This is a genomic window from Sphingomonas echinoides (assembly GCF_029623395.1).
GTDB classification, from domain to species: Bacteria; Pseudomonadota; Alphaproteobacteria; order Sphingomonadales; family Sphingomonadaceae; genus Sphingomonas; species Sphingomonas echinoides_A.
The window spans coordinates 396,644-423,326 of record NZ_JAPYKK010000001.1 but is presented as its reverse complement, the minus strand read 5'-3'; the positions used below and the strand labels follow the sequence as shown (position 1 = coordinate 423,326).

The window sequence follows — 26,683 nt, the reverse complement described above, 5'->3', positions numbered from 1 at the left end:
TGTTCGTGGCCGGATCGCCGCCAGTCTCAAGCCGTTTGCTGCCGATCGGTGTCACTTCGTCGCCCGAAAACCGCATTTTCGGGCGCATTGAACGACGCGGTTTCGATTGCTCGAAGCGCTCGAGCATACACGCTCCGGACTCCGCAATACGAATGCTCATCCTATAAGCAACACCGAGCTGTAGGACATCATATTTGCAGCACAGAGCGGCTCCGCAGCCTGAACTTCGAACCGAACGATGCGACCGACCCCCTTGCCTATCTCCATCGACCGTCCTCGAACGGCTCCGAGGCCCTCGCGGGATGATACGCGGTTGAGCTTGCCCGAATGCACGACGTGCGGCTCGGCGGTGGGCAGGTCTTCCGGCGCGAACTTGGCGCTGCCACGGTTGCGATGATCAGTGGGGCGATCCGGCAATAGCGGCCGCGTCCTGCGCGGCGTTGCCTTCGATCGGCCAGTGGAAGGGCGTGGCATGCAGGGCGTGCCGCGCAGAAAGCGGGACGGGCAGGTCGGCGGAGGGCCGAACCTGCCCGAATGCTCCCCAGCAGGGGGGCGTCAGAAGTTGAAGCGGACGCCGGCGCGGTAGATCCGGCCAAGCGTCTCGTAGAGCGCCGGATTGACGTCGAGACCGGTGTTGGTCTGCGGCGACGGAGTCGGATCGTTGTCGAACACGTTGTCGACCTTGCCGTACAGGCTGATCTTGTCGGTAATGTTGAACGACGCGCCAAGATCGAGGTAGAACTCACCCTTCATCCGGTTGGTGTTGACGGTATTGAAATTGCCCGTCGAGACCGGGCAATCCGTCTGGCAGACCACGTAGTTGTTGTTGAACACGCCGTCCGAGAACCAACGCTCCTGTGCGAGCAGGGTAAAGCGGCCGCTGTCATAGGTTTGCGTCGCCAGCCACTTCCAGTTGGGGATGGCGCCAGTGTTGGCACCGGCATCATCGCGCTTTGCGACACCGGCGATCCCGGCGTCGACGATGAATTCGCGGACATGCGTGCCAAGCGCGCGCACCGTGAAGGTGCCTGGCAGCCCGAGCGGCGCCTTCCACTGGTAGCTCGCCTCCAGGTTGAAGCCGCTCGTCTTCCACGATGCCAGGTTGAACGGCTGGACGTTGACGAAGTTGGTGCCTTGCGCGCCGTCCAGTTGGAAGCCGCCGCAGAACGCCTGGTTCCCCTCGAAGCAGAAGCGGACGATCTGATCGGGCGAAAGCGTGGAGACGACGCCGCTGAGCTTGATCTGATAATAGTCCACCGACAGGCTGAGCCCGGGCAGCCACGACGGGCGCGAATAGACGATGCCGAGTTCGGTATCGCGCGCGGTTTCTGGCCGGAGGTTCGGGTTGCCGACAGTATTCTGGAAGACCTGCACCGCGACGTTGCGGAACGGATCGTTGAAGCTCGGCAGCGTGGTTACGGTCGGTGCGGCGAACAACTCGGACAGGTTCGGTGCGCGGACGTCGCGGGACGTGACGGCCCGCAGCGTGAGGCCATCGACCGGCGTGCTCCAGGTGCCGCCGACCTTCCACGCCCAGATCGTGCCCGAGGTGCTGTAGTCGGTCACGCGCGCCGCACCGTTCAGGTTGGCGCGACCGAAGCCGTCGCTGTTCCACAGCGGCAGATTGAGCTCGAGGAAGCCTTCATAGACGTGATATTCGCCAGTACCGTTCTTGTAATTGCCCGCGGCCCAGTTGCTGCCCTGCGCCGAATTCAGCAGCGGATCTGCGGGGTATAATGTGCTGTTCGGGCTGATGTCGGTTACGCCAGCGCCGTACGCGTCGCCGCGCACCTTGTAGAATTCGCGCCGGTACTCCCCGCCGAATGCCACCGACAGGGGACCCGCCCACAGGTCGAACGGTTGCCCGGAGAAGTTGAGGCTCGCCACGTCCTGCTTCAGCGTCGTGCGCTGCAGCGGGCCGGCCTGGGGCATGATGTAGTTCAGCGCCGCCTGGCTCGGGGCGAAGTTGCCGAAGATGTTGATCGGCTGGCAACCGAGCGCACGCGCGGCCGGATCGGCGCAGACGACGGCGCCATTCAGCAGTACCGCATTGGTCGCGGCGACGTAGCGCGGCTGCAGCACGATACGATCGACGTCGATGGCGACCTTGGTCGTGCCATGCTGATAGTAAGCGTCATAGTTCCAGTTGGATCCGCCCAGGTCGAAGGCCCCCTTGGCGCCGATGACGAAGCGGTACTGGTCGCGATCGGTCTGGACGAGCTGGTTCGGAAGCTGGCCGTTGCTCGTGCCGAGGTTGAAGGACGTGATCCCTGCGGTCGAGCACCGATCGCGGATGGCCTGCGGCAGGAACGGGTTGGCGCATTGTACCGTCAGGTTGGGACGGTTGTATCCCGGGCTCGGCTGGTTGCTGGTTCGGACCTGCGCGATGTTGACGGTGCCGTAAATCTCGCTGTTCGGGGCGAATTCGTACCCGAGCCGACCATAGCCGTTGATCCGCTCGAGTTTGGATTTCAGCGACGCGCTCGAACCCGGTGCGCCGGACAAGTCGCCGCCGACGCAGAAGGCATTGCCGGGATAGCAGTTGGATACGCGCCCGTTGCCGAGCGGTCGACCGCCTGACCCGTAGTTGAAATTGACCGGCGTACCGTTCGGATCGAACGCAATGCCCTGGAGCGGACCGTTGTTGATCAGGCCGTACTTCGCATACTGATACGGCTGCGCGAAATCGGCGTAGGTAAATTGCGGTCCAGGGCCGCTGGTGATCCCGGAATTGAGCAATGTCGAGGCGCGGTGCCAATCGCGGCTGCCCGCGAGGTCGGTGCCGTAATTGCCCGGGCCGACGCCGCCTTCATGGTCGTATTCGCCACTGACGATGAGGTGCAGGCGATCGCCGAACAGCGACGTACCATAGGCTGCCTGGACGAGCGCGGTCTCGTCGTCTCCATAGTTGGTGATGCTGCCAAGGACGTTGCCCTTGAAGCCCTTGAAGCGGGTATCGGTGATGAAGTTGACCACGCCGCCGACCGCGTCCGAGCCGTAGGACGCCGATGCACCGCCGTTGACGATGTCGACGCGCTTCACGAGAAGCTGCGGGAACATGCTGATGTCCGGCACGCCGGTCACGTTTGCGCCAACGACGCGCTGTCCGTCGAGCAGCGTCAGCGTGCGGATCGGCTGGAGCCCGCGCAGCGAGAAGGAGCTGAGCCCCTGCGTGCCGCTGGAGGTGCTGAAGGTCCCGGTCGACGCACCGGTCGAGCCCTGAAGCGACGGCAACTGCTGAATGGTGTTGAAGATGTTCGGCTGCGCGTTGTTGGCGATCTGCTCCGCACCGATGACGGTGGTGGGCGTCGGCGCGTTGAACCCGTTGGCGATGATGCGGCTGCCGGTGACCGTGATGTCGGACGTGTCCTCCGCCTGCGACTGAACGGGCGCGGCAGGGAGCGGGCCAGGTGCCTCCTGCGGGGCGGCGGTCGCGACATTCGGTGATGTCTGCGCGAAAGCCGGCGACGCGACCAGCCCGAAGGCCAGGGCAAACAGGCTTGACGCGGTGCCGAGGCGGCAGCGATCAGACGAAAAGCGGTACATCATCCATCCCCCAAGATTTATGCTGATCGGTACGTCGCCTGCACGGGCCCGCACTGTTGAATTGGCTGTAGCGGATAGCCGCCGGGCCGACATCTACGACCTTAGTCGCGGCCATCGCGGGCAGGTCGTATCAGGGGCGTGCGGCGTACAGGGCATGATGCGTGAGGATGTACAGCGTCCGCTTGTCCTCGCCGCCGAACAGCAGTTGGAGCGGTCGGTCGGGCACGTCGATCCGGCCGATCTCGCGACCAGCGGCGTCGTACACGAACACGTTACCGTTCGCGACATAGACGCGGCCGTCGGCACCGGTCGCCACGCTTTCTCCGCCGCGTTGCGCAAAGGGCTTGAGGTCGCGCACCGATCCGCCTTGCCCGAGCAGCCCGGTGTAGGTGCGGTTCTCCGACGCGTTGGCGAGATGGATGCGATCGCCGACGCGACCGGTCACCCAGCCATAGGTGTCGAGCGTGTCGGAGAAACGCCAGCCGAGCTGGTTGACCGGGCCCTGCTGCCAAACACGATAGGCGGGCAGGACGAGGCTTCCATCCGGGGAGACATATTCGCGCGGCTTGGGCACCGCCACGTCGCGCGCGAACATTTCCGCCAGCGTCGTGAAGTGGTCGCGCTTCGGATCATATTGGTCGCGGAACTCGCCGTTGTTCCAGAAGCTGCCGGGCAGCGCTACGCGGGCCAGCGACCGGTCGCGCACCGCGGTCGGCACGATCGGGCGTACCGCGTTCGGCGTGTCGGGATCGATCGCATAGACCGTGCCTTCCGGTCCGTCGGACGAGAGCACCATCAGCGTGCCCGACGCGTCCACCGCCAGGTTCACCGCATCGAGCGGCGCATCGGCAACCACCGACAGCCGTCCGCTGTCGCTCCAGCGATGGATGCGCTGATTTTGCCGGTCGATGAAGTAGAGCTTGCCGCCCGCATCCACCGCGCCGCCGCCGATCGAGTAGAAGCCGTCGGCCAGTTTGCTGACGGGTGCGATCGATGGCGTCGCCGGGGTCGCGGTCGTCGCATCGGTGATGTCGAGCACCGCGAACTCCCGCTCGCGCACGTCGCCGCCGCGCGTCACGTCGGTGATCGCATTGGCATAGGGGAACTTGCTTGCGCGGAGATAGGTGCCACAGCCCGCCGCGTCGCAGGTCGAGAAGCCGCTTTCTGCATTCACGTGGACGTTGCGAAAGCGGATGTCGGTCGAACCGTAAAGCTTTACCGCCGCCGGTGCGGGCTGGATCGAGCGCGTGACGCGGTAGCCGTGGAAATTGGCGAACAGGATGTTGCGCGCATTACGCACCTCCAGCGCGATCGCGTTGCGGCTTTCGCCCGCCTCCTCCTCTGTCTGCGGTGCGAAGAACTGCCAGTTGCGGACGCGGTCCAGCACGATCTCCGCGCGGACGTGATGCTCGGCCGACATTTCGTAGACATAGCCGGGCGTGCTGGTGTCGGAGACGTAGAGTCCGGCATTGGCGTAGGTGTTGGGCGTCCACAGCCCGTTGAACGTGCCGCCGCCGCCGTCGGTGACCCACAGGCTGGCGAACTGGCCGTCCCAGCGCTTCCTGACATCGGCGTCGGCGGTGTGGTTGGCGTTGTACGGGTCGAAGCGGCTGCCGTCGGCAAGCGTGGTGCCGTGCCCGCCCTGAAACTTCACGTCATCGACCAGCGAGCGTTCGCCCGCACGCCACAGCAGGGCGGTCGCGCGCGGATTGATGCCGCCGGTGGACAGGCCGAAGCCGCTGACGATCGCGTCGCCGCCCTTCGCGCTTTCGATCATCGCCTTGGGCGAACCGACGCCGCGATAATCGGGCAGGTCATCGGGGAGGCCGATCTGCGTCATGCCGGGATGCAGCCCGATCAGCACGCTGTCGGACCGTAGCTTCAGCGTGTTGGTGACGCGGTAGAAACCTGCGGGGAAGTAGAGCACTCGGTTCCGGTCGATCGCCCGCTGGATTGCGGCGGTGTCGTCGGTGCTGTTGTCGCCCTTCACGCCAAGCGTGCGCACGTCGACCCAGGCGGACACGGGCGGTAGCGCGCGGATCGCCGGGTCGCGTCGCTTCGGCAACCTGGCGATCGCCGCCGCGGTCAGGCGTGTCTGGTACGTGCCCGGCTGGTTGAGCCCGGCGAGCGTGAGACCGTAGGTGAACTCCGCCACGCGGTACGATTTGCCCCGTCCTTCCACCGTGCGACCGCTGTCGCGGAAGCGGGCGAACACCGGCGTGTTGCTGGCCAGCGCGTTGGCGAAGCCGATCTGCGTGAGAACGGAGTTTTCGTTGCCGATGACGACGCCCGCTTGCGAAACATTCTCGAACCGCACGTCGCTGCCCCACAGCGAGTCGCCGTACCCGCGATCGATGTCGATCCCGACCGGCGTGTTGCGGATCACGGTGTTGACCAGGGTAAGCCCCGCCTCATGCTCGCGGATCGCGGCATCGCGCTGTCCGTCGAAGGTCGCGTCGAGCAGGGTGTATTGCCAGGCGGGGGAGGTCTTCTCCGCGAGGATCCCGTAGCGGCCGCCGAAGAAGCGCAAGTCCATGCCGATGTTGCCGACCTGGTAGATGCCGGCGAGCGCGGCGCCGAGGCGAAAGTCGATGTGGGCGAGGTAGGTGTGCTGCGCGGTGTGCTGGCGCACGGCGGTCGCGGCCGGATTTCCCGCGCCGATCTCGAAATCGACATTGGAGAGGGCGGAGTAGAAGGTCCCCGAATTGGCGTCGGCGATGCTGGCATCGAACGGCACGCTGGTGGGGGGCGGGACCGGAACGACCCTCGCGTTCTTGATCGGGTTGCCCCAATTGTCGAGCGTGGTGCCGCGCGGGTTGTTGCCGGCGAAGAACACCATGCTGCCGACGCCCTGCTGAAAACCGGGTGTCTTCGGCGCCAGCAGCAGCACGGGCCGCGTCCGCCCGACTCCGAACAGGCGCACGCCCGGCCAGATGTAGAGGGTGCGCGTGATGCGGTGCCGTCCCGCGGGGAGGAAGACGATTCCGCCCCCCGGCTTCGCCGCCGCAGCGTCGAGTGCCTGCTGGATCGCGGCGCTGTCGTCGACGCGGCCGTCTCCGATGGCCTTGACCGTGATCGCCCGCGGATCGTTCGGCGCCGTCTCGAACGCCGATACCGCGCGGACAGGCTGCGCCGTGGCGGGGGTGCCGAGGAGCAGGACGGAGACCAGAACCCCACGCCGGATCGTACTCGCCAAAATGTCCATCAATCGTCCCCGTTCATCGCGCGTAGCAACCTTCTAGGCATGGTGCGTTGCGCGTGCGACTGCGACAAAGGTCGCGATGGTCACCGCGCGCGGCAGCGGGCACTACCGCGACGGAACGAGGGCCGAGCCCTGCGATTAGGGCGAAAGCCAGGAAGAAGACCGTGCCACCGCTGTCGATCACCGCTGCCCTGCCGCGTTGCGCCATCATCGTCATGGGGGTGAGCGGCTGTGGCAAATCAACCCTGATGCAGGATCTCGCGGCTCACCTGGCCTGCGCTGCGTTCGAGGGAGACGACTTCCACGGCGCGGCCAACGTCGCGAAGATGCGGGCGGGCCACCCGCTCAACGATTCGGACCGCTGGCCGTGGCTCGATCGACTCGGCGCGGCGATCGGCGCGGCGGTGCGCGACGAGGGGCAGGCGGTCGCCGCCTGCTCGGCGCTGAAGCGCAGCTACCGGGATCGGCTGGAGCATGCCGCGGGTGTGCCGCTGCTGTTCGTGCTGCTCGACGGCGGGCGCGACGAAATCGCCGCGCGGCTCGCCAGCCGCACGCGCCATTATATGCCTGCCAGCCTGCTCGACAGCCAGTTTGACGCGCTCGAACGGCCCGGACCGGACGAGCGCGCGCTGATCCTGCCTGGGTCCTGGTCGGTGGAGAAACTGCGCGATGCGGTGCTGCACCGGGTGCGGAGCGAGATCGTTGCCTAGGGCATCAGCCGCTTGCGGCCCTGCCACAGGTGCCACCGCATCGCCAGCGCGGCACCGTCACCGTCCTGCGTCCTGATCGCGTCGACGATCGCAGCGTGTTCATCGGTCATCGCCTCGATCACGTGCGGCGGACGCGTGCGGGAAATGTCCACGCCGGCGCGCAGGATGCGCATGACCTTGTCCTGCAACTGATCGAGGATCGCGACGAAGGCGTCATTGCCCGTTGCCTCGAGGATCGCGCGATGCAGCAGAAAATCCTCGTCATGCGCGGGTGCGCTCGACAGCAGCGCCCGGCGTAGCGCCGTCATGCGCCCTTCGATCAACGCCAAGTCATCGCTCGAGCGGCGCAGCGCCGCCAGTCGCGCGCCCTCCGCTTCGACCACGAACCGCACTTCGTAGGTGCCGAGCGTCGCCGCCAGCCCGTCGAGCGGCATATAGGCACCGAGCCGTTCGGACGGGCAGCGCGTGACATAGGAGCCGGCGCCACGGCGCGCCTCCGTGATGCCATCGGCGGCGAGCCGCACCAATGCTTCGCGAACGATGGTGCGCGACATGCCGAACGTTTCCGCCAGCCGCGCCTCCGACGGCAGCCGGTCGCCGGGGGAAAGATCCGCGTCGGTGATGATTCCGACGATTGCCGTATAGGCGCGATCCGCGAGCCTTTCCGCCTTCACGCGCGCGTGTCCTCTATCGTCGCATCGACAGCGGAACCGGTCATATGATGTAACTGAGCCCCGCGACCATGGCGAGGCCGGCGACCGAGATGACCGTCTCGAGCAGCGACCAGGTGCGGAACGTATCGGCGGTGCTGGTACCCATATAGCCCTTTACCAGCCAGAACCCCGGATCGTTGACGTGGCTGAAGAACACCGATCCCGCACCGATCGCCAGCACGACCAGTTCGGGGGAGGCGCCCGACGCCGCAACGACGCCGGGCATCACTCCGACCGCCGTAATCGTGGCGACCGTTGCCGAGCCGGCGGCAAGCCGGATGCCGACCGCGACAAGCCAGCCGAGCAGCAAGGGCGAGATCGAGTACATCATGACGACGCGCGCGAGCAGATCGGAGAGGCCTGCGCTCACCAGCACCTGCTTCAGCGCACCGCCTGCGCCGATCGCCAGCAGGATCGCGCCCGCCGCGCCCATCGTTTCGTGCCAGATCGACTCCTGAATCGCCGCCTCGCTCATCCGCCGCCCGAACAGCAGGGGCAGCGCGAGCAGGTTGGTGATCAGCAGGGCAAGCACCGGGTTTGCCATCGCGGCGAGGATAACCGAGCCTTCCAGCCCTGGGATCAGCTTGCCCAACTCGCCCGAGGCGATCAGCACGATCGGCAGCAGGACGATGAACAGCGCGCGGCTATGCGACGGGGCGACCAGATCCGTCACCGGTTCGCTCAGCACCGGCTCCGTCAGACGGATGCCGGGTGCTACGACGCGGGCCAGCACGGGGCCGGCGAGCACCGCGATCGGAATCGCGATCATCACGCCGTACAGCATGGTGAGACCGAGGTTCGCACCCAACGCCTCGACCGCGAGCAGCGGGCCGGGGTGCGGCGGGACGAGCGCGTGCACGACTCCCAGACCAGCGAGCGCGGGCATGATGAGGCGCAGCTTTGCAGCGTCTCGATCGGCGGACGTGCTGCCGCTGGCCATTTCCTTGGCGGCGGCGACTACGATCGGGAGCAGCAACACCAGTCCGGTTTCGAAGAAAAGCGGCAAGCCGATGACGATCGCAATGCCGAGCGTCGCCCAAGGTGCGGCGCGCGGACCCGTGATGCGCAGCGCGCTGCTCGCCAGCGCGACCGCCGCGCCCGACAGGTGCAGCATCGCACCGAGCGACAGGCCGAGCGCGACGACCAGGCCGGTGCCGCCGACGATGTCGCCGACACCCTTCTGCACCGCCTTCGCTGTGTCGGCGAGCGGCATCCCGGCGAACAACCCGACGGCGAAGGCGCCACACAGCAGCCCGATGAAGGGGTGCAAGCGTCCGCGCACGATCAGTACGATTGCAAGCGCGATACCGGCAATCGCCGCCGCCACAAGCTGCAGATCACTGCCGCCGGTCACGAGGCGCGCCGACAGATATTCAGCTTTGACACCACTATCCTCCCCCCTGGCACACGTGGGCGCTCTCATGGCCCAAGTTGTCCAACAGATTTCGAGAATACACGGAAAAAAGGGCTTGAACATGCCCGTCGTAGTCGAACATACTAAAATCTGTCCAACCGATTCCGGATCAACCGGAGCATGGCGGACACCCCTGTCGGCCCATACGACGGCACGTCAGGTTTTGAGAGACGAGGGAGGATGGTATGATGGGAACCAGTCAGGGGGCAATGGTAGCGCTCGCCGCAGCGCCGTCGCCGGCGTGTGACGACGCTATGTCGGTGCAACTGACGCCGAAGCAGGTCAAGGTCCTGCGCGGCGTTCGTTCCGGACAGGCCAACAAACAGATCGCCTATGACCTCGGCATCGCGGAAGCGACGGTGAAGGCGCACATGACGGCGTTGATGCGCAAGCTGAACGTGCACAATCGCACACAGGTGGCGATCGCGGCGGAATCGTTGATGCTCCACGGCGCCTGATTTTCTCTCCAGCGGTCGCACCGCCCCTCATATTACGGAGCACTCCCATGAAGGCGTCCGGCCTGCTGTTGATCGCGCTCGTTCTTGCGCCCGTCCCTGCCTTGGCACAATCGACCTCGGTCTTTCTGACCGCACCCGACGATCCCCGCGCCGTGACGGTAAAGGGCATTGGCGACGGGCGCGTGGACGATACCGCCGCCATCCAGCAGGCGATCGATGCCGTCGCGGCAGACCGGCAGCGCGGGGGGGGGGGCGTCGTCTTCCTCCCCTCGGGCCGCTACCGGATTTCGCGAACCGTGTTCCTGCGCTCCGGGGTGCGGATGTTCGGTGTCGGACCGACTCGCCCGGTGCTCCTTCTCGGGAACAACACGCCTGGCTACGCCAAGGGCATCGGTGCGATGCTGAGCTTTACGGGCGAGGACCAGTATCGCGCGGGCAAGCCGCCGGTGCCGCCACCCACCAGCGTGCCCTTCAGCGACACGACCTTCGACGCGACTTCCACCACCTTCTATTCGGCGCTGGCGAACGTCGATTTCGAGATCGGCGACGGGAATGCGGGCGCGGTTGCGGTGCGCTTTCGGGTCGCGCAGCACGGTTTCCTGCGGCATGTCGACTTCCGCCTCGGTTCGGGCTTCGCCGGGATCTATCAGGCGGGAAACGAGGCGGACAATCTGCGCTTCTTCGGCGGTCGCTACGGCATCGTGACCGAGAAGACGTCGCCTGCGTGGCAATTCACGCTGATCGATTCGGAGTTCTCCGGACAGCGTGACGCCGCGATCCGCGAGCATGAAGTCGATTTGACGCTGGTCAACGTTACGATGCGCGACACCCCGGTCGGGATCGAGATCGACCGCGGCTATTCCGATTCATTGTGGGGCAAGAACGTCCGGTTCGAGAACGTCAGCCGTGCGGGCGTCGTCATCTCGAGCGAACAGAGCGCCTTCACCCAGATCGGCTTCGACAATGCGGTCGGGGTGAACACCCCGGTGTTCGCACAATTCCGCGAGAGCGGGCGGACGATTCCCGGCAAGGGCACCGGGTGGCGCGTCAGCGACTTCTCGCATGGGCTGAAAGTGGCTCGCATCGGAGAAATGGGCAAGGTCGCGACCGACATCACCATGACTCCGCTTGGCGCGACCCCACCGCCGCAGGCGCCGGCGCTCCCGCTGCTGCCGCCGGTCAGCGAGTGGGCGAATGCCCGCACGCTCGGTGCGAAGGGCGACGACCAGACCGATGACACCGCCGCGCTCCAGCGTGCGGTCAATGCGCACCGCGTCGTTTACCTGCCGACCGGCCGATACCGCATCACCGACACGCTCAAACTCCGGCCGGACAGCGTGCTGATTTCGCTGCATCCGAACCAGACCCAGCTTTATCTGCCGGATAACACCCCGGCCTTCGCCGGTGTCGGCGGGGCCAAGGCGATGGTCGAGAGTGCGAAGGGCGGCAACGCCGTTGTCTATGGCCTCGGGCTCTATGCCGGGGGCGTGAACCCGCGCGCCTCCAACATCATCTGGCGCGCCGGCGAGCGGTCGATGATCAACGACGTGCGAATCCACGGGCCGGTCGTTTACACCAATGGCAAAGCGCATGGCGGCGGGATCGACCCCGAGGCGCGCTGGGACGGGCAGCAGGCGAGCATCTCGGTCACCGACGGCGGCGGCGGCACCTTCGCCGCGATCTGGACCCCGAACGGGCTGGCTTCCACCGGCTTCTCGGTGAGCGACACCAAGACTCCGGGGCACGTCTATGAGCTGTCGGCGGAGCATCACTTCAAGAACGAGATCGTGCTGCGCAACGTCGAGAATTGGGAGTTCCTGGCGCCGCAGACCGAGCAGGAAGTGCGCGACGGCGTGTATGCGGTCTCGACCGAGTTCCACAACAGCCGCAACATCCTGTTCGCCAATTATCACGGCTATCGCGTCACCCGCACCGCCAAGCCGATGGACACCGCCGTGCGGCTGGTGAATTCGGGCGACATCCGCTTCCGCAATGTCCATGTAAACGCCGAGAGCGCCTATGCGCATTGCGACACCGAAGGGTGCGGCACCTATGTTCGCGCGAGCAAATATCCGTTCGAAAACGCCATTAAGGACCTGACGTCCGGTCAGGAAGTTCGCGAGCGCGAGTTCGCGAAGCTGGACGTGCCCGCCGCCAGCGCGCGCCCGGCGACGGTCGCGGGGGTTCCGGTGACGCCTGGCGTCACCAAGCTGGCCGATGGCTTCTATTCGATCGCGGGCGGTGCGGTCGATGCGCGAGGCAAGCTCTACTTCATCGACCGGTTCCATCAGCGCATCCACGGTTGGTCGTCGTCGGAGGGGCTCACCACCGTCAGCCAGGCGACGCTCGACCCGGTGAACCTGACGGTCGACCGGTCGGGCCGCCTGCTCGTGTTGTCGAGCGCAGGGCGTGACGGCACGGTCTACAGCATCGATCCCAAGGCGCCCGACGACGTCCGTACCATCGCCGCCACCGCGCCTCGCGCTGGCAGCGCGGTCGCGCTCCCGGTCAACGTCTGGGCAAACGGCGAGTTCGCGGATCGCATCGACCAGAAGACGTACGAATATCCGCCGCTCTCCAGCTTCTTCACCAGCAAGATGGGCGAACCGAAGCGGCAGGCCTATGTCTCGCCCGACGGCTCGGTCGCGATCCCCGCGTTCCGGGTGTGGAACCAGGGGCCGGACGATCACCAGGGCTGGCGTTGGTCCGATACGCTCGACAGCTACGGGCTGGTAACCGCGCGCGCGGGCGAGCGTGTCACCCTGACCAACGGCTCGGAGAACCTGACCTACAGCGGCCAGGTGGCGGCAAGCGGTGCGCTTAGCGACCTGCGCGTCGTGGCACCGCGCGGCGGCGAGAGCGTGGCACGCGATTCCACGGGCAACCTCTATGTCGCGAACGGGCAGGTATGGGTCTATGACAAGAACGGCCGTGAAGTGCGGCGCATCGACGTTCCCGAGCGGCCGCTCCAGGTGCTGATCGGCGGCCCGGACAAGCGCACGCTGTTCATCCTCGCGCACCACGCGCTCTACTCGGTTGGGATCTAAGCGGACCGCCGGGTGATGGTTGCTGCCGCGCGACGGGCGGGGGCGGTGCGGGGAACGGTCGTGCAGTTTCGGGAAGCGGTTAGAGGCCTGTGAACGACCGAAGCTTCACCTCGTCAGGAGTTGGAGCCTCCGACAGACAAGGAGCGGTTCACGTCATTTTGAGCCGCTACCGGTAGGGGGGGGCGCTGCCGCGGTCGCCGAAGACTGCGGGCGGCGGCCTGTTTACCATTTGCTCTTCGTTTCGTTCATGATGCGAATATCGGCCTCGATATTCAAAAGACGGCTTTCTTCTCGTTCGCTTTCCCGCTTTGCCTGCTCGCGCGCGATCATCAACCCTCTGAAGCGCTGCGTATGGTTCACCGCGTTTTCTTTTCTGGCGGCTGGCGGTACCTGGCGCTGGTTGCTGGGGGGGCGCTTTTTGCTCTCGTGTCGCTTCCCGCGCTCCGCGATCTTTGCGCGTTCCGAGCTCTTCAACACCATCCAGATCTGGGAAATGACGATGAGCGAGAGGACCGCCGCGACCACCGCTGTCCATATCACGATGGTGTCCGATGCCCAGACACCATCGTGAAGAACCACGACGAGGCCGATCGCAACGATCAGGAGGGTTAATTGAAGCACGAGGCCTGCTACGCGTGAAATGGTGGTCGTCCCTTCGCTTTGAGTGCCGGAAGGGTGAACGAGCACCGCGCCGAAGCATTAATGAACCGGTCGATTCCGTCTTTGCTCGCCATGTTCTATTTCTTCTTTATAGGATTTGCGAGAAAGCTGGTAATCAATTGCACTGTTGGCAGATTGCCCTTTGGATCCGGGCCGAAATCAGGGTTAAGACTTATTAATGTGAGCGGCGCGATCTGTTTCAGGCTCTGTGAAGAGACTGGCGACAAGCGATTTGTATTTGCTGCCCGGCGCGCAAATGCCGCGCTTTTTCGAAGATCATTCATGCGCTTGCAAAACACCGTCGCGCGATCGGCACCTTTCGCTCTGGGGCCGCGCCGGGTCAGAAATCCATGCTTGCCGAGAAGCGGACCTGCCGCGCGAGGCCGACGTAAAACACCGAACCACCCGTCGACCAATAGCGTGTGTTGGTGATGTTATCGCCATTCACGCGCAAGGTCAGCGCGCGCGCATCGGCGAGCCGGATCTTATAGTCCGCACCGAGGCTGTAGGTCGTGTAGCCGGGCATCGCGTACCGGTTGCGCGCATCGGCGTAGCGCAGGCCTGTATAATAGATACCGGCGCTCACACCCAGCGCGGGGAGGGCGGCCGGGCGATATTGCGCGAAGAGCGAGGTTGACCATTGCGGGGTGTTGTCCACCCGCTTGCCATTCTGCGCGGCGAGGCCGGTATTGCGCTGGGTAGCGTCGAGATACTGGCCCGACAGCGCGACCGAAAGTTGCCGCGTCAGATTTCCCTGCAACGATGCTTCGACGCCCTCGTGGATCGCGCGACCGTTGACGACATAGACGTTGCTGCTGTCGGTATAGCTGAGGCCGCGATCGATGTGGAAATAAGCGACGCTCGCCAACGCGCCGGCGACCTCGATCCGGGCGCCCGCTTCGATCTGCTTGCTGAGCACGGGCGCGAGGACGTCGCCTTCGTTGGCGGTGCCGGCGGGGGCGGTGCCGGCACTTTCCAGACCCTCAATATAGGTGAAATAGAGACTGGATGTCGGCGTGGGCTTGAACACCACGCCCCCGGTCGGGGTCCACGCCGTCATCCGGTAGTTGCCGGTCGAGTCCGCGGTGTCGTACAGCACGCGGCGCACGCCGCCGATCAACAGCACCTTCTCTCCGACATCCGCGATATCCATCGCGTAGATCCCGGTGTCGATGTTGACGCTGCCCGCCTGAAGCCGGGGCGCGGCGAACACCAGGCTGCCGAAGTCGATCGCGACCGGATCGTTGATGTTCTGCGCCACCGCCGTGTAGCTGGCTTGATGCTGGTCCTCCTGCACCTGCCGGTTGCGGGCCACACCGAACAACAGGTCGTGGGTAATGCCGAGGGTCTCGACCTTGCCGGCGATTTCGCCGCGGACATATTCGTTGCGATATGCCTGATCGGGTGTGTAATTGCCCGAAATCCGGCCGGCACCGCGCGCGACCGTGGCGGCGCTGGTGAAGCTGAAATCGGCCCGGCTGCGCTGGCGCCGCGATTGCGCCAGCCCCGATTCGACGCGGATCGACCAGTCCCCGCCCAGCACGTAATCGGCGCGCCCCAGCACGTTGGTCGACCACGTCCGATAGGGCGCATTGACCGGGGCGTAGCGATGGTGCGGGTCAGGGATATGATCGAGCAACTGGAACGCGGACAGCGCGATGCCGCCCGGTTCGTCGGTCGCGCGGCGATAATGCTCCACATCAAGCTTGAACGACAGCCGCTCGGTCGCCTGCCAGTCGAACGCGCCGCTGACGAGGTAGCGGTGGCCGTTCACGCCATCGATCGGGGTTTCGACATGCGACGCATAGGCGTTGATCCGCGCGCCGAACTGCCCCGCGTCACCGAACGTGCGCCCGATATCGACACCGCCGCCGAAACTGCCTTCGACATCGCCGTTGACATAGGCGTTGGTGACAGGGTGGGCGCCAGCGCGCTTGGCCACCACGTTGACGATGCCCGAGGGCGTGGCGATGCCGTAATAGAGCGCGGAAACGCCTTTGAGCAGTTCGACCCGCTGCTTGTTTTCGATCGGCACCGGGCTGAGGTTGATGATCTGAAGCGCGCCATTGAGGCGATAGTTGGTGCGCGCGTTCATCAGGACGCCGCGTGACACGAAATTGTTGCTGGTGGTGGGGCTGGTCGCCTGTTGGGTGACGCCGGGCGTGTTGCGCAAAGCGTCTTCGAGTCCGGTGGCGCCCTGCGCATCGAGCAGCGCCCTGGGGATCACGGCGACCGTCGCCGGCGTATCGAGGATCGACTGATTACGGAACGCGCCGATCTGCACGACATCGGTCTTGAACGTCGGCAACCGGCCGATGACGATGATCTCCTCATCCAGCTTGGGGTCGATCTGATCCGCTCGGTCACCCGCCGCCCCGTTACCCGCGACCCGGTCACCCGCTGCCTCGTTACCCGCTGCCGGTGTGTTCGTTGCCATTGCCGCAGCCGACGCTGCTACCAACCAGAAACCCATGAAACCCCCTTTGACTGTGGCTGGCCCCTACTGTTAATGCAATTAACTCGCAATTGCATATTTGTGCGTTCGCGTGATAGGCGTGGTCTTCGAGGCAAACGGACCGTCAATGACAAAGCGCATACTCTTTCAGATCCACTGGTTTCTGGGCATCACCGCCGGGATCGTGCTTGCGGTGATGGGCGTCACCGGCGCGGCGATGAGCTTCGAGGACGAGATCAGCGAGGCCCTGTCGCCGCGCCTCTACGCGCCCGGCGTGCCGGTGCGCGCAGACCTGTCACCGGACGCGGTGATCGCACGCGTGCAGGCGGACAATCCGGGCTATTATGTCAGTCGGCTCGACTGGGAAGTGCCGCGCGACCGCTCGCATGCGGTCCGTCTTACCGCGAACGCGGGGCACGACCGTAAACAGGGCCGGGCGGACCGGGCGACCGGGCGCTGGCTCGGTGAGCCCGCGGGCGCGGCTTTCTTCGATACGGTGGACGACCTGCACCGCTGGCTGGCGCTGCCCGGCGGCGGCAACGGGATCGGCCGCCAGATCACGGGTGCGAGCGCGATCGCACTGATCTTCTTCGCGCTCTCCGGCCTCTATCTGCGCTGGCCGCGTCGTGCGCTGGACTGGCGCGCGTGGCTGGTGCTGGATTTGCGCAAGACCGGCCGCAACCTGTGGCGCGCCCTGCATGTCGTGATCGGCACCTGGGTGTTGCTCTTTTACCTGCTGAGCGCGCTGACGGGCCTTTGGTGGAGCTACGACTGGTATAGTCGCGGCGTGACCTATGCCCTGACCGGGAAGGCTGGCGGCGAGGACGGCAACGGCATGCACAAGGCCGCTGGCGGCATCGCGCCGCGCCCCGCCATCGATCCCGCCTGGGCGAACTTCCGCGCTGTGACGGGCGACCGCTACGTCTGGGTGCGTATCTCCCGCCCGCCGCCACATCAGCCGATGCAGGCGATCACCTTCGATGCGCGCCGCGCCGACGCGCGCCACCTGCGCCAGCTCGACCGCTACAGCTACGTTCCTGGGACGAGCAAGCTCAAGAAGCGCGATTTCTACGACCGTCGGCCGCTCGGCACGATCGTCACGCAAAGCATGTTCGAACTGCATCGTGGCGCGTTCTTCGGCTTGCCCGGTCGGATCGTGATGCTGATGACCAGCCTGACCATGCCGCTGTTCACGGTGACCGGCTTTCTGCTCTATTTCTCGCGGCGCAAGCGGACGCGCGCGGCGCGGGCACTGGAAGCGCAATCTCCTGCGTCGCAAAGTGCGGGCGATCTGCTGATCGCCTATGCCAGCCAGACCGGTACGGCGGCAATTCTCGCCCGCAACGCGGCGCAGGCGCTCGGTCAGGGCGGAGTCCGCGTGCAGGTGGTTCCGGTCGGCGCGGTCACGCCCGAACTGCTTGCCACGACCACGAAAGCGCTCTTCGTCGTCAGCACCTATGGCGATGGCGAGCCGCCCGACATGGCGCGCGGGTTCACCACGCGCATGCTGCGCGGGAGGAAAGACCCTGATCTCGCCCATCTCGCTTACGGCGTGCTGGCGCTTGGCGACCGCGAATATCCCGACTTCTGCGGCTACGGCTGCGCGGTGGAGTCGTGGCTGGCCCGTGCCGGAGCCAGGCCGTTGTTCGCGATGATCGCCATGGACCGGAACGATGCCGAAGCCGGGGCGTGCTGGGCAAGCCAATTGCACGAGCTCGGCGCCCTCGCGGGAACGCGGGGCCAGACCGCCGCCGCGTTCGAAAACTGGACTCTCGTCGAACGCGTAGACCTCAATCCGGGGAGCGACGCGCTCAAGGCCTATCATCTGCGCTTCGAGCCGCCGGTCGATTCCGCGATGGACTGGGCGGCGGGCGACATCGTCGAGGTGCAGCCGTGCAACGCGCCGGCGACGGTGGATGCGCTGCTCGCCGCGCAAGCCGACGACGGCGATGTCCTCACGCGCGCCACGCACGCGCGCGAAACGTTGATGACCGTGATGCTGCCGCCCGACGCGAAACTGCGCCCCCTGCCGATCCGCGAATATTCCGCCGCCTCGATCCCTGCGGACGGGACGCTCGACCTCGTCGTGCGACAGGTGCGGGACGCCGATGGTCGGTTGGGCACCGGGTCGGGCTGGCTGACCGCGTATCTCCCGCTCGGATCGGCCACGCCGCTGCGGATTCGCCCCAACCCGAGCTTCCGCACCGACGATCGTGACGCGACGCCACTGATCCTGATCGGGAACGGCACCGGCATCGCTGGCTTGCGCGCGCACCTGCGCGAACAGGCGCATGCCGGGCGCCGTGGGCATTGGCTCTTGTTCGGCGAACGCACCGCCGCGCATGAGCGGTATTTCGACGACGAGCTGACCGGCTGGCTCGCGGATGCGACGCTCGCTCGGCTGGACCGCTGCTATTCGCGCGACGTGGATTGTGGCCGCTACGTCCAGGACCTGGTCCATGAAGCGGAGACGGCGCTTCGCGCGTGGATTGACGCGGGCGCGACGGTCATGGTCTGCGGTAGCCTCGAGGGAATGGCGCAAGGTGTTCACGACGCGTTGGTGTCGATCATCGGCGCCGAGCGACTCGATCGCCTTGCCGAAGATGGTCGATACCGACGCGACGTGTACTGACCGGCGGGCCAGTGACAATCCCTTCGTCTAACGGACGCCGAGAACCGGGAGATCAGTCCCGGCTACTCGACCCCGTGGCACCCAACCCGCAGAAACGACCACTCTAGGAGCAACACCCGCGGGTAGGACATTGTGTTCGCTGCCGACCTTGAAGGGGATCCTGTGAAACCGTTAGAGACAGACCGATTTCGCATGTCGTTGCGTGGCGTCGGCCCAAGAACGGGGCGCGTAACGCGACCATACGCAAGCCGACGAGCTTGCGCATAACTGCGGAACCGTTCCCAGAGATTGCGGTCACTTCCCTTTGAAGAGACCCGTGAGCGCGTTCAACGTCGATAATACAATCGTACTCACCGTGTTTTGAGCGTTCTTCGCAGCCGCCGCTGCGGCGGATGCCGCTTCGTTTGCGGCTTGCGCTGCGGCCTTTGCGGCTTCCTGTTGTTGTTTTGCCAGGTTTGCGGCGATCTGTGCCGCAGCGTTGGCCGCAGCTTTTGACGCGCCTTCACCCTGCTTGGCAGCTTGATCGGCAGCGGCCTTGGCTGCCTCGTTGGCGGCGTGGGCGGCGTCTTGTGCCGCCTTGATTGCGGCCTGATCGGACGCGGCCCTCGCTGCATCCTTGGCTGCCTTTTCGGCGGCCACCAGCGCCGCGGCCGCATTGGCCTTGGCAAGATCATCCATGGTTTTTGCTGCGTCTGCGGCGGCTTTTTGTGCCGCAACTTCGGCCGCAGCATTTCCCGCGGCGTTCGCCGCTTCCAGCGCGGCCTGCGCTGCCGCTTTGGCCGCCTGGTCGGCGGCCGCCCTGGCGTTCCTTTGCGCTTCGGCGGCTGCGGATATGTCGGATTGCGCCTTCGCTGCACCGGCCGCCGCCTCGCTGGCCGCCTGGGCTGCCGCGTCCGCGACCGCTTTCGCAGCAGCGGCGGCCGCCTCGCTGTTGGCGCGGTCGGCAGCGGCTTGCGCCGTCGCCGCGGCGGCTTGTTGCGCGTTCAGCGCGGAAAGCTGCGCGGCCTGGTCCGCTGCCAACCTGGCTTGCGCCGCCATTTGCGCTGCATTCGCCTGATTGCTGGCCATCTCGGTCGCGAGCGTATTCGCTGTGCCAGCCGCGATCGCGGCGTTGACCGTGGCGACCGTCTTGAGCGCCGAGGTCGAGGCTTCGGTAACGGTCCGCGTGACCGCCGCGACTTCGGTCAGGTCGGATGCGCCGCCGGTCGTGCCGCCGACCAACCCGTTGGTGATTGCCGCCAGCGAGACCGGGGCTTCATGGATTGTCACGTCGATCGCCGCTGTCTCGGTGGGCGCCGCCGAGGCTGCCAGTGCGGGTGCGCTTGCGGCGATGGGGCCGGCGGAGACAGCGTCGGCTGGCGCAGCCGGCGACGCCACGATCTTGCTCACCCCGGCGGTATCCACCCGCATGCGATACAAATCCTGTGCGCCGACCACCGCGACCGAGCCGGGGCGCAACAGATCATGCGCGCCGCCGTCGGGCGTCGCCACGTCCACCGCGCCCTCGAGCACCTGAACCGACGCGCCCTTTTCGGACACGCCGATCGAGAAGGTCGTGCCCTTGACCACGGCGGCGAGATACGGGGTCTTCACCTCGAAATGCGGGGTCATCTTCTTCTTGATCATGAAGACGACGTTGCCGACTTCCTGGATCACCTGCGAGACGCCGGTCGGCGCGGTTTCCGCTGGCAACCGGAGCCGCGAGGCGGCGGCGACCATCATATATTCCGATCCGCGCACCAGGACCGCGCGACCGCCGGGACCCGTCTTCACCGTGTCTCCCGCCGCGATCCCGAGACCGCGCGTCGCCACCTTGCTGAGACCGGCATGGCCGATCTGGACCGGGCCGCTCGTTTCGCTCACCGTCCAACCCGGGCCCGAAGCCATCGCAGTCGAGGAACACCCCACAGCGAAAAGCGCGATCAACCGTTTACGCATCCCAATACCCTCTCATCCACGAGGATCGAGTAGCGCGTGGCCCTGTTCAAAACGTTCAAGCGCACGCTTAATCACGCGTTAGCCATCGAAGAAACTAACCTTTTGCAAAGGCTTGCTCCCTAACCAGCCGATAGAGGCTGGAGGATTTCGAATGCGTTTTGGGAAAACTGTGCTGACCGGCGGGGCGGCCGTGCTGTATCCGTGGGGCGCCGCGCAGGCACAGGAGCAGCTCAATCGCGCGGACCCTTCGATCATCTCGCGAAGCCTGCCGCGCCCCGCGCCGACGATGCCCAGCGACAATCCCGTCGTCGCCCCCGGCCCGAGATCGGTTCCGTCGGACCCGCAGATCGCACCGCGACTGGCCCGCGCGATTGTCGTCGAGGGGGGCGATGAAATCGCGCGCGCCCGCTTCAGGAATTCGCTGGCCGGCTATATCGGACGTAATCTTTCGAGCGACGATCTGAAGGCACTGTCCCGCGCGGTTGCCGATGTCGCACGACAGGCGGGATATCCGTTCGCGAGTGCGTGGATCGAACCGCAAGCGATGGCGGACGGCGTGTTGCACGTTCGGCTGGATGCGGGCGCGCTTACGGCGGTGCGGGTCATCGGCCATGCCAATGCGCTTGCCGATCGCATCCTGACGCGCGCGCTCGTCACGGGACGACCGGTCCGCCGCATGGAACTGGAGCGCGCGATCCTGCTCGTTGGCGATATTCCGGGGGTGACGGTCAAGGAGAGCAAGTATCTCCGCCAAGACGGCTTCGGGATCCTGCTGGTGACGATCGAGGAGGATCGCCTGAGCGCGTACGCGCAAGTCGATAATCGCGGCAGCAAGGAAGTCGGTCCGATCCGGACGACCGTGATCGGCAATGCGCGGCATCTTCTGACGGCGGGGGACGAGGCGAGCCTGATTCTGGCGAACACGCCAATCGAGCCATCCGAATTCGTTTTCGTCCGCGGGCGCTATACCGCGCCGGTCGATGCGAACGGGGCCACATTGTCGCTGTCGGCGTCTTACGGTCTGGCAAATCCCGGTGCCTCCCTGGCGCCGCTCGATGTGACCGGAGAGACGGTCGACGCGAGCGTCTTCTATTCGAAGCCGATAGTTCGGTCGCGCGAACATAGCCTGTGGGCGACCGTCGAGATTCGCGGGCTTCGCAGCGATCAGACCCTGCGCGACTTTCCGTTGCGGAGCGATTCGGTTGCGACGCTGACCGGCGCGGTCAACGGGACGATGCGCGCGGGGGCGGGGATCTTGCGCGGGGGCTTGCGGGTTACCGATGGACTTCCATTGCCGGGTGTATCGCACGAAGGCGACGCGATGATCTCGCGGCGCGACGGCGATGCCCGGTTCGTCGTCGTCAGCTACGCGGCGGAATGGGTCGCGCCCTTGTCCCGCAAGGTCAGCCTGGCGCTCGGGTCGGAGGCGCAGCTGGCCTCGCGGCCGTTGCTGGCGACCTTCGAACTCGGGGTCGGGGGGCCGGGCTTCGGGCACGCGTATGATTATGCCGAGCGGACCGGGGACAATGGCGTATTGGGATCGGGGGAAATCCGCTTCGACCTGGGCCATGTCGCCGCACCGGTGGTCGATCGGGTCGAGCTCTACGCCTCGGTCGACGGGGGCTATGTCGCCAATTTGCGCGGCGGCACTGGTGGCGGTGCGTTGCTCTCCGCTGCGGCCGGGGCGCGCGTCAGCCGCGGTCGGTTGAGCGGGATGCTCGAAGTCGCGCTGCCGCTCAACCGGGACCGATTCGACACGGGCAATCGCGATCCGCGCGTGTCGTTCCGCCTGGCGCGGGTGTTCTGATGCGGGGGGCGTCGATGCTCACCGCGATCTTCGACCGGCGACCGTCCAGCTGGCTGATTCTGGGGACGGCGATCGTGGTGGGCGTGCTGCTGGCGATCCTCCCGCTCGGCGCGGTGCTCGACCGCACGCTGTCGGTTGCCCGGTTCGGGATCGTTCCGCGCGCTGCGAGCGGCAAGGTCGTGGTCGTCGAGATGGATGCCCAGAGTGCCGCCACGATCAAGCGCTGGCCATGGTCCCGCGCGCATTACGCCGCGGTGGTCGACGCTCTGCGCCGTGCCGGTGCCGCGGCAATCGTGTTCGACGTCGATTTCTCATCGGCGTCCGACGCCAAGGGCGACACTGCCTTTGCCGCAGCGCTGGCGCGGGCCGATGGCATGGTCGCCTTGCCGACGTTCGGGCAAAGCGCCGATGCCACCGATCAGCGGACGATCGACGCGCTGCCACTTGCAATGTTCCGATCGCAGGCTGCGCTTGCGTCGGTCAGCATCCAGCCTGATCCGGACGGACAGGTCCGGTCGATGCCGTTCGGCACGATGACGGACGGCGTACCGCGCCCTTCGTTATCGTCCTATATCGCGCAACGCTCGGGGGTCGTGGACGTCGGCTTCCCGATCGACATGTCGATCGACCCGGCGACCATTCCCCGGCTCAGCTTCATCGACGTGCGCGACGGCGAGGCCGATCTGGCGCGGGTGCGCGGTCGGTCGGTCCTGATCGGCGCGACCGCGGTGGAGATGGGCGATCGCTATGCGACGCCGTCGTGGGGCGTCATCCCCGGGGTGGTGGTTCAGGCGATGGCCGCCGAAACGCTGTTGCGCGGAATTCCGCGCTACGGCAGCGGCGCGATGCCGTTCCTGCTCGCGCTGCTGACGCTGCTCGGCATCGTGCGCACGCGGGGCACCGGCCTGTTGGTCGCGGTTCTGGGGGCAGGGATCGTCGTTACGGGGGTCGTGCTGTTCGCGCAGCACGTTGTGCTCGTTACCTATCCGCTGGCCGCCGCGCTGAGCATGATCGCGGTTGCGGGCCTGGCCTGCGCTGGCCGCGACGTGGCCGGGCGGTTCCGCGCCCAGCGGATGATCGACGAAACGACGGGCCTGCCCAACGGCCTGTCGCTGGTTGCGGAGCATCGCGGCGACGCGATGTGCACGCTCGTGGTCCTACAGCTGGTCAATTACGACAGTCTCGTCGCAATCCTCGGTTCGCGGGCATCGGCCGATGTCGTGGTGCGAGTCGCCGATCGCCTCGCGCTCGTTGCATCGGGCCACCGCGTTTACCGTTCGGCGGACCGGCAGCTTGCGTTCCTGTTGCCGCAGGACGAGCCCGTCGAGGACACGCTCGACGGGCTGCGCGCCGTGGTGTTGCAAGCGGTCGAAGTGGTCGGCCGCAAGGTCGATGTCGCGGCCGTGCTGGGCGTGGCGGTGGGGGCCGCGGCCACGATCGAACGCTTGCTGGCCGACGCGGCGCTGGCCGCGGAGGACGCGCTGCAGGGCGGGCGTTTCTGGCGGCGCAGCCTGGCCGACGATGGCGATCTCGAGCGCACGATCTCGCTGATGGGCGAGCTGGACGTCGGACTCGCGGACGGCGGGATCGAGGTGTTCTACCAGCCGAAATACGATGTGCGGGCGGGGCGGATCACCAGTACCGAGGCGCTGGTCCGCTGGCGGCATCCGCAGCGCGGGTTCATCGGACCCGACCTGTTCATTCCGCTGGCCGAAAAGACCAACCGCATCGCACCGCTCACGCTGCACGTGCTGCGAACGGTGTTACGCGATGTCTCCGCCTGGCGCCGGCAGCATGGTCCCATCACGGCCGCCGTCAACATCTCCGCAAACCTGCTGTCGGATGCGGCATTCAACGCGGCGGTCGAGCGGATCCTGCACGAGACGGATGTCCCGGCGACCGCGCTGGTCTTCGAAGTCACCGAATCCGCCGCCATGTCCGATCCGACCAGCGCGATCGCGGCGCTCGAACGCTATCGCGATCTTGGCGTGGCCTTGTCGATGGACGATTATGGCACCGGCCAATCGACGCTGACCTATCTGCGGCAGCTCCCGCTTACCGAACTGAAGATCGACCGGAGCTTCGTCCAGCACGCCCATAGCAACCATGCGGACGGGGTGCTGGTGCGGTCCACGATCGCCTTGGCGCACGATCTCGGCCTCAAGGTCGTCGCGGAGGGCGTCGAGGACCAGGCCTGCCTCGACTTCCTCGAACGCTGTGGATGCGACCTGATCCAGGGATATTTTATCAGTCGCCCGCTGCCGCTCGACCGGTTGCTGGAACGCCTGTCCGAGCAATCCCGCGACGCGGCGTGACGGATCAGCGACGTTCCCCGGCCTTTGCGGGGCGGGACGCTCAGCGCTTGCCGATCAGGTCGGCGATCGGGAGCGCCTGGGGTGCGCCGCGCAAGGCTTCGGCCAGCGCCTGGTTCCCGCCGCGATCGCAGCCGTAATCGTAGACCAGGTGACCGCTGCCGCCCGCGCCGGTCCAGGTGACATCGGCCGAGGGCAGATCGGACGCATAGGTCTTGCAGGTTTCCGGTCCGGTCAGCAGGCGTTCGCCGACGGGCAGATAGGGGTGCAACCGTGCGAAGAAGTCGGTGACCTGCCGGGCGGTCGCGGTGAAGCGGCGTTCGCCGGTCACCGCGGTGTTGCGCGTGCCGGTGAACACGCCCGCGCCATCGGCGCCGATCGTGACGCTATAGACCGGGCAGAATCCGTGGCATGGCGTCGTGGCATAGGTGACGCTGCGGATCTGCGCGGGAGACAATCCGATGGGGTGCGGCGCGGCTTCGCGCTGGGGCGCGGCGCACCCGGCCAAGGCCAGCGTTGCGCCCGTCATCATTGTCAGCAATCGCATTCGTCGTCCCTTTTCGAAGTGTGAGCGCATGCCCCGTGACGCGCTGTGCGTCACGCGGGTACGAGCATGATGTTGCGATGATCCCCGATGATCTCGAGAATGATGTCGAAATAGGTCTGTCCGTCGCCGCGTTCGAGCGCGTCCAGCTGTTTGCGGATGACATCGGTATTAAACGTGGTGGGGCTTTGCAGCTTCTCCAGTAACCAAGCCCGCGTCGTCTCGATGCCGAGGGCGGCTCGGCTCGCCTCCATCTCCCGCCAGACGAGTTCGACAGGCGCGCGCCCGTCGATCGCGCCATAGCCGCCGTACAGCAGGTCGTTCAACGCATCGAGACTCTCCGCCAGCGCCCAGGTTTCGTCCGCCATAAAGACGCGATTGATCTCGGCATAGAAGCTTGGAATGTCGACGATCGCCCGTCCGGCGAGTTCGAGGGTGTTGGGGATGGCGGTCACCGTTCGGACCCGCTTTCGATCGCGTGGAAAGGGGTTTGCTCGAACGGGGCGGGTTGCCCGGCGGGGCCGTACAGCGATGCGCGGAGCGGTGTCGGCAGAGTCGCCGTGCCGATGCCGACCGTGATCTTGCGCGCGCGCAGGGTTCGGTTGCGCGGGAAGACCGGGCCCGAAATCCAGCGGATCTGCGATGTCGCGCGATGCCCCGTGGCGAGGCGGACCGGCACCAGCACCGGACCGGGGTGCATCCCGCGGGGTGCCGTGCGCGCGGCGGAGAGGGCGCGATTCCGCGCGTCGCGGAACCGCACCGCGGGCAAGGCGTCCAGCGCGCACGCCGGACCGGTGTTGCGGATCGAAAGTTCGGTTCCCGCGTGCGACATGCCGTTGAAGTCGCCATCGTGGCCGTCGAGCGTCAGGCGCAGCTGACCCGTACGACACGGCGGGAGCGACAGCGCTGGCGCCGCGAGCAGGAGCAGGAGCAGGGCGAGGATCGGCATGATGGTCTCCGGTGAAGGATCACCATCGCGGCATCGAGGTGAACAGGCCATGACGGGGCGACCGAACCGCGTGCCAAGGCCAGGGGGTCCACGACCGTCTGAACAGGTCGGCTCGCCTCAATATGCCGGAACGGCATAAGCTGCCATATAAAATCGGTTTTAGCTCTAGCTCGAACTTCGCCGTACCAAGGGTTCCGGCAAGAAGCGGCAACAGACCGCATAGCATTGCATCAACATCGTCAGCGGTGTCGGACAATGGGCAATCGGCGGGCATACAGCCCGGAACCCTGGAGAGG

The 26,683-nt window shown here is 66.1% G+C and carries 16 protein-coding genes; 6 read left to right on the top strand and 10 right to left on the bottom strand.

Annotated elements, in window-relative coordinates:
- Positions 1 to 555: 555 nt before the first annotated feature.
- Together QBJ92_RS01760 and QBJ92_RS01755 are read right to left on the bottom strand one after the other, a co-directional pair.
- Positions 556 to 3,546 carry a TonB-dependent receptor plug domain-containing protein gene (locus QBJ92_RS01760; RefSeq protein ID WP_431358348.1) on the bottom strand — a complete coding sequence of 997 codons (2,991 nt, stop codon included), beginning with the start codon at positions 3,544 to 3,546 and terminating at the stop codon, positions 556 to 558.
- A gap of 130 nt (positions 3,547 to 3,676) precedes the next feature.
- Positions 3,677 to 6,751 carry a glycosyl hydrolase family 28-related protein gene (locus tag QBJ92_RS01755; RefSeq protein ID WP_277967940.1) on the bottom strand — a complete coding sequence of 1,025 codons (3,075 nt, stop codon included), beginning with the start codon at positions 6,749 to 6,751 and terminating at the stop codon, positions 3,677 to 3,679.
- A 161-nt stretch (positions 6,752 to 6,912) separates the two neighbouring features.
- On the opposite strand from QBJ92_RS01755, the gene QBJ92_RS01750 reads away from it, so the two are divergent.
- A complete protein-coding gene (locus QBJ92_RS01750) occupies positions 6,913 to 7,458 on the top strand; it encodes a gluconokinase (protein ID WP_431358347.1) in 546 nt (181 codons plus the stop codon).
- Here QBJ92_RS01750 and QBJ92_RS01745 read toward each other — a convergent pair.
- On the bottom strand, positions 7,455 to 8,132 hold the full coding sequence (locus QBJ92_RS01745; RefSeq protein WP_277967939.1) for a FadR/GntR family transcriptional regulator: 678 nt from the start codon (positions 8,130 to 8,132) through the stop codon (positions 7,455 to 7,457). The two genes, QBJ92_RS01750 and QBJ92_RS01745, sit on opposite strands and share 4 nt — an antisense overlap.
- 40 nt (positions 8,133 to 8,172) lie before the next feature.
- Positions 8,173 to 9,525 carry a GntP family permease gene (locus QBJ92_RS01740; protein ID WP_277967938.1) on the bottom strand — a complete coding sequence of 451 codons (1,353 nt, stop codon included), beginning with the start codon at positions 9,523 to 9,525 and terminating at the stop codon, positions 8,173 to 8,175.
- Positions 9,526 to 9,794: 269 nt separating this feature from the next.
- Between QBJ92_RS01740 and QBJ92_RS01735 the strand changes: the two genes are divergently transcribed.
- Together QBJ92_RS01735 and QBJ92_RS01730 are read left to right on the top strand one after the other, a co-directional pair.
- A complete protein-coding gene (locus QBJ92_RS01735) occupies positions 9,795 to 10,043 on the top strand; it encodes a helix-turn-helix domain-containing protein (RefSeq protein WP_277967971.1) in 249 nt (82 codons plus the stop codon).
- Positions 10,044 to 10,090: 47 nt separating this feature from the next.
- Positions 10,091 to 13,090, top strand: a complete 3,000-nt coding sequence (locus QBJ92_RS01730) for a glycosyl hydrolase family 28-related protein (RefSeq protein WP_277967937.1) — start codon at positions 10,091 to 10,093, stop codon at positions 13,088 to 13,090.
- 222 nt (positions 13,091 to 13,312) lie between these two features.
- On the opposite strand, the gene QBJ92_RS01725 is transcribed toward QBJ92_RS01730, so the two are convergent.
- Together QBJ92_RS01725 and QBJ92_RS01720 are read right to left on the bottom strand one after the other, a co-directional pair.
- Positions 13,313 to 13,711: a hypothetical protein gene (locus QBJ92_RS01725; RefSeq protein ID WP_277967936.1), complete on the bottom strand. Its 399-nt coding sequence runs from the start codon at positions 13,709 to 13,711 to the stop codon at positions 13,313 to 13,315.
- Positions 13,712 to 14,090: 379 nt separating this feature from the next.
- On the bottom strand, positions 14,091 to 16,187 hold the full coding sequence (locus tag QBJ92_RS01720) for a TonB-dependent receptor (RefSeq protein WP_277967935.1): 2,097 nt from the start codon (positions 16,185 to 16,187) through the stop codon (positions 14,091 to 14,093).
- 145 nt (positions 16,188 to 16,332) lie between these two features.
- Between QBJ92_RS01720 and QBJ92_RS01715 the strand changes: the two genes are divergently transcribed.
- On the top strand, positions 16,333 to 18,837 hold the full coding sequence (locus QBJ92_RS01715) for a sulfite reductase flavoprotein subunit alpha (RefSeq protein WP_277967934.1): 2,505 nt from the start codon (positions 16,333 to 16,335) through the stop codon (positions 18,835 to 18,837).
- A 294-nt stretch (positions 18,838 to 19,131) separates the two neighbouring features.
- On the opposite strand, the gene QBJ92_RS01710 is transcribed toward QBJ92_RS01715, so the two are convergent.
- Positions 19,132 to 20,700: a FecR family protein gene (locus tag QBJ92_RS01710; RefSeq protein ID WP_277967933.1), complete on the bottom strand. Its 1,569-nt coding sequence runs from the start codon at positions 20,698 to 20,700 to the stop codon at positions 19,132 to 19,134.
- A 226-nt stretch (positions 20,701 to 20,926) separates the two neighbouring features.
- Between QBJ92_RS01710 and QBJ92_RS01705 the strand changes: the two genes are divergently transcribed.
- The gene (locus QBJ92_RS01705; RefSeq protein ID WP_277967932.1) at positions 20,927 to 22,582 is read left to right on the top strand and encodes a ShlB/FhaC/HecB family hemolysin secretion/activation protein; all 1,656 of its coding nucleotides are present in this window, start codon (positions 20,927 to 20,929) and stop codon (positions 22,580 to 22,582) included.
- A gap of 14 nt (positions 22,583 to 22,596) precedes the next feature.
- The gene (locus tag QBJ92_RS01700) at positions 22,597 to 24,897 is read left to right on the top strand and encodes an EAL domain-containing protein (protein WP_277967931.1); all 2,301 of its coding nucleotides are present in this window, start codon (positions 22,597 to 22,599) and stop codon (positions 24,895 to 24,897) included.
- Positions 24,898 to 24,937: 40 nt separating this feature from the next.
- Here QBJ92_RS01700 and QBJ92_RS01695 read toward each other — a convergent pair whose 3' ends face one another.
- The 3 genes from QBJ92_RS01695 to QBJ92_RS01685 are packed head-to-tail and all read right to left on the bottom strand — an operon-like array spanning position 24,938 to position 26,387.
- Positions 24,938 to 25,441 (bottom strand): DUF6438 domain-containing protein, encoded by a 504-nt coding sequence (locus QBJ92_RS01695; protein WP_277967930.1) that lies wholly within the window; start codon positions 25,439 to 25,441, stop codon positions 24,938 to 24,940.
- A gap of 50 nt (positions 25,442 to 25,491) precedes the next feature.
- A complete protein-coding gene (locus tag QBJ92_RS01690; protein ID WP_277967929.1) occupies positions 25,492 to 25,893 on the bottom strand; it encodes a ribonuclease inhibitor in 402 nt (133 codons plus the stop codon).
- Positions 25,890 to 26,387 (bottom strand): DUF4232 domain-containing protein, encoded by a 498-nt coding sequence (locus QBJ92_RS01685; RefSeq protein ID WP_277967928.1) that lies wholly within the window; start codon positions 26,385 to 26,387, stop codon positions 25,890 to 25,892. Before QBJ92_RS01685 ends, QBJ92_RS01690 begins: the two co-directional genes overlap by 4 nt.
- Between the last annotated feature and the right edge of the window lie 296 nt (positions 26,388 to 26,683).

Bases quoted from the DNA above. Each gene is read 5' to 3' on its own strand.
- QBJ92_RS01760 (WP_431358348.1), bottom strand. From the start codon at position 3,546: ATGTACCGCTTTTCGTCTGATCGCTGCCGCCTCGGCACCGCGTCAAGC.
- QBJ92_RS01755 (WP_277967940.1), bottom strand. From the start codon at position 6,751: ATGGACATTTTGGCGAGTACGATCCGGCGTGGGGTTCTGGTCTCCGTC.
- QBJ92_RS01735 (WP_277967971.1), top strand. From the start codon at position 9,795: ATGGTAGCGCTCGCCGCAGCGCCGTCGCCGGCGTGTGACGACGCTATG.
- QBJ92_RS01730 (WP_277967937.1), top strand. From the start codon at position 10,091: ATGAAGGCGTCCGGCCTGCTGTTGATCGCGCTCGTTCTTGCGCCCGTC.
- QBJ92_RS01720 (WP_277967935.1), bottom strand. From the start codon at position 16,187: ATGGCAACGAACACACCGGCAGCGGGTAACGAGGCAGCGGGTGACCGG.
- QBJ92_RS01715 (WP_277967934.1), top strand. From the start codon at position 16,333: ATGACAAAGCGCATACTCTTTCAGATCCACTGGTTTCTGGGCATCACC.
- QBJ92_RS01705 (WP_277967932.1), top strand. From the start codon at position 20,927: ATGCGTTTTGGGAAAACTGTGCTGACCGGCGGGGCGGCCGTGCTGTAT.
- QBJ92_RS01700 (WP_277967931.1), top strand. From the start codon at position 22,597: ATGCTCACCGCGATCTTCGACCGGCGACCGTCCAGCTGGCTGATTCTG.
- QBJ92_RS01695 (WP_277967930.1), bottom strand. From the start codon at position 25,441: ATGCGATTGCTGACAATGATGACGGGCGCAACGCTGGCCTTGGCCGGG.
- QBJ92_RS01685 (WP_277967928.1), bottom strand. From the start codon at position 26,387: ATGCCGATCCTCGCCCTGCTCCTGCTCCTGCTCGCGGCGCCAGCGCTG.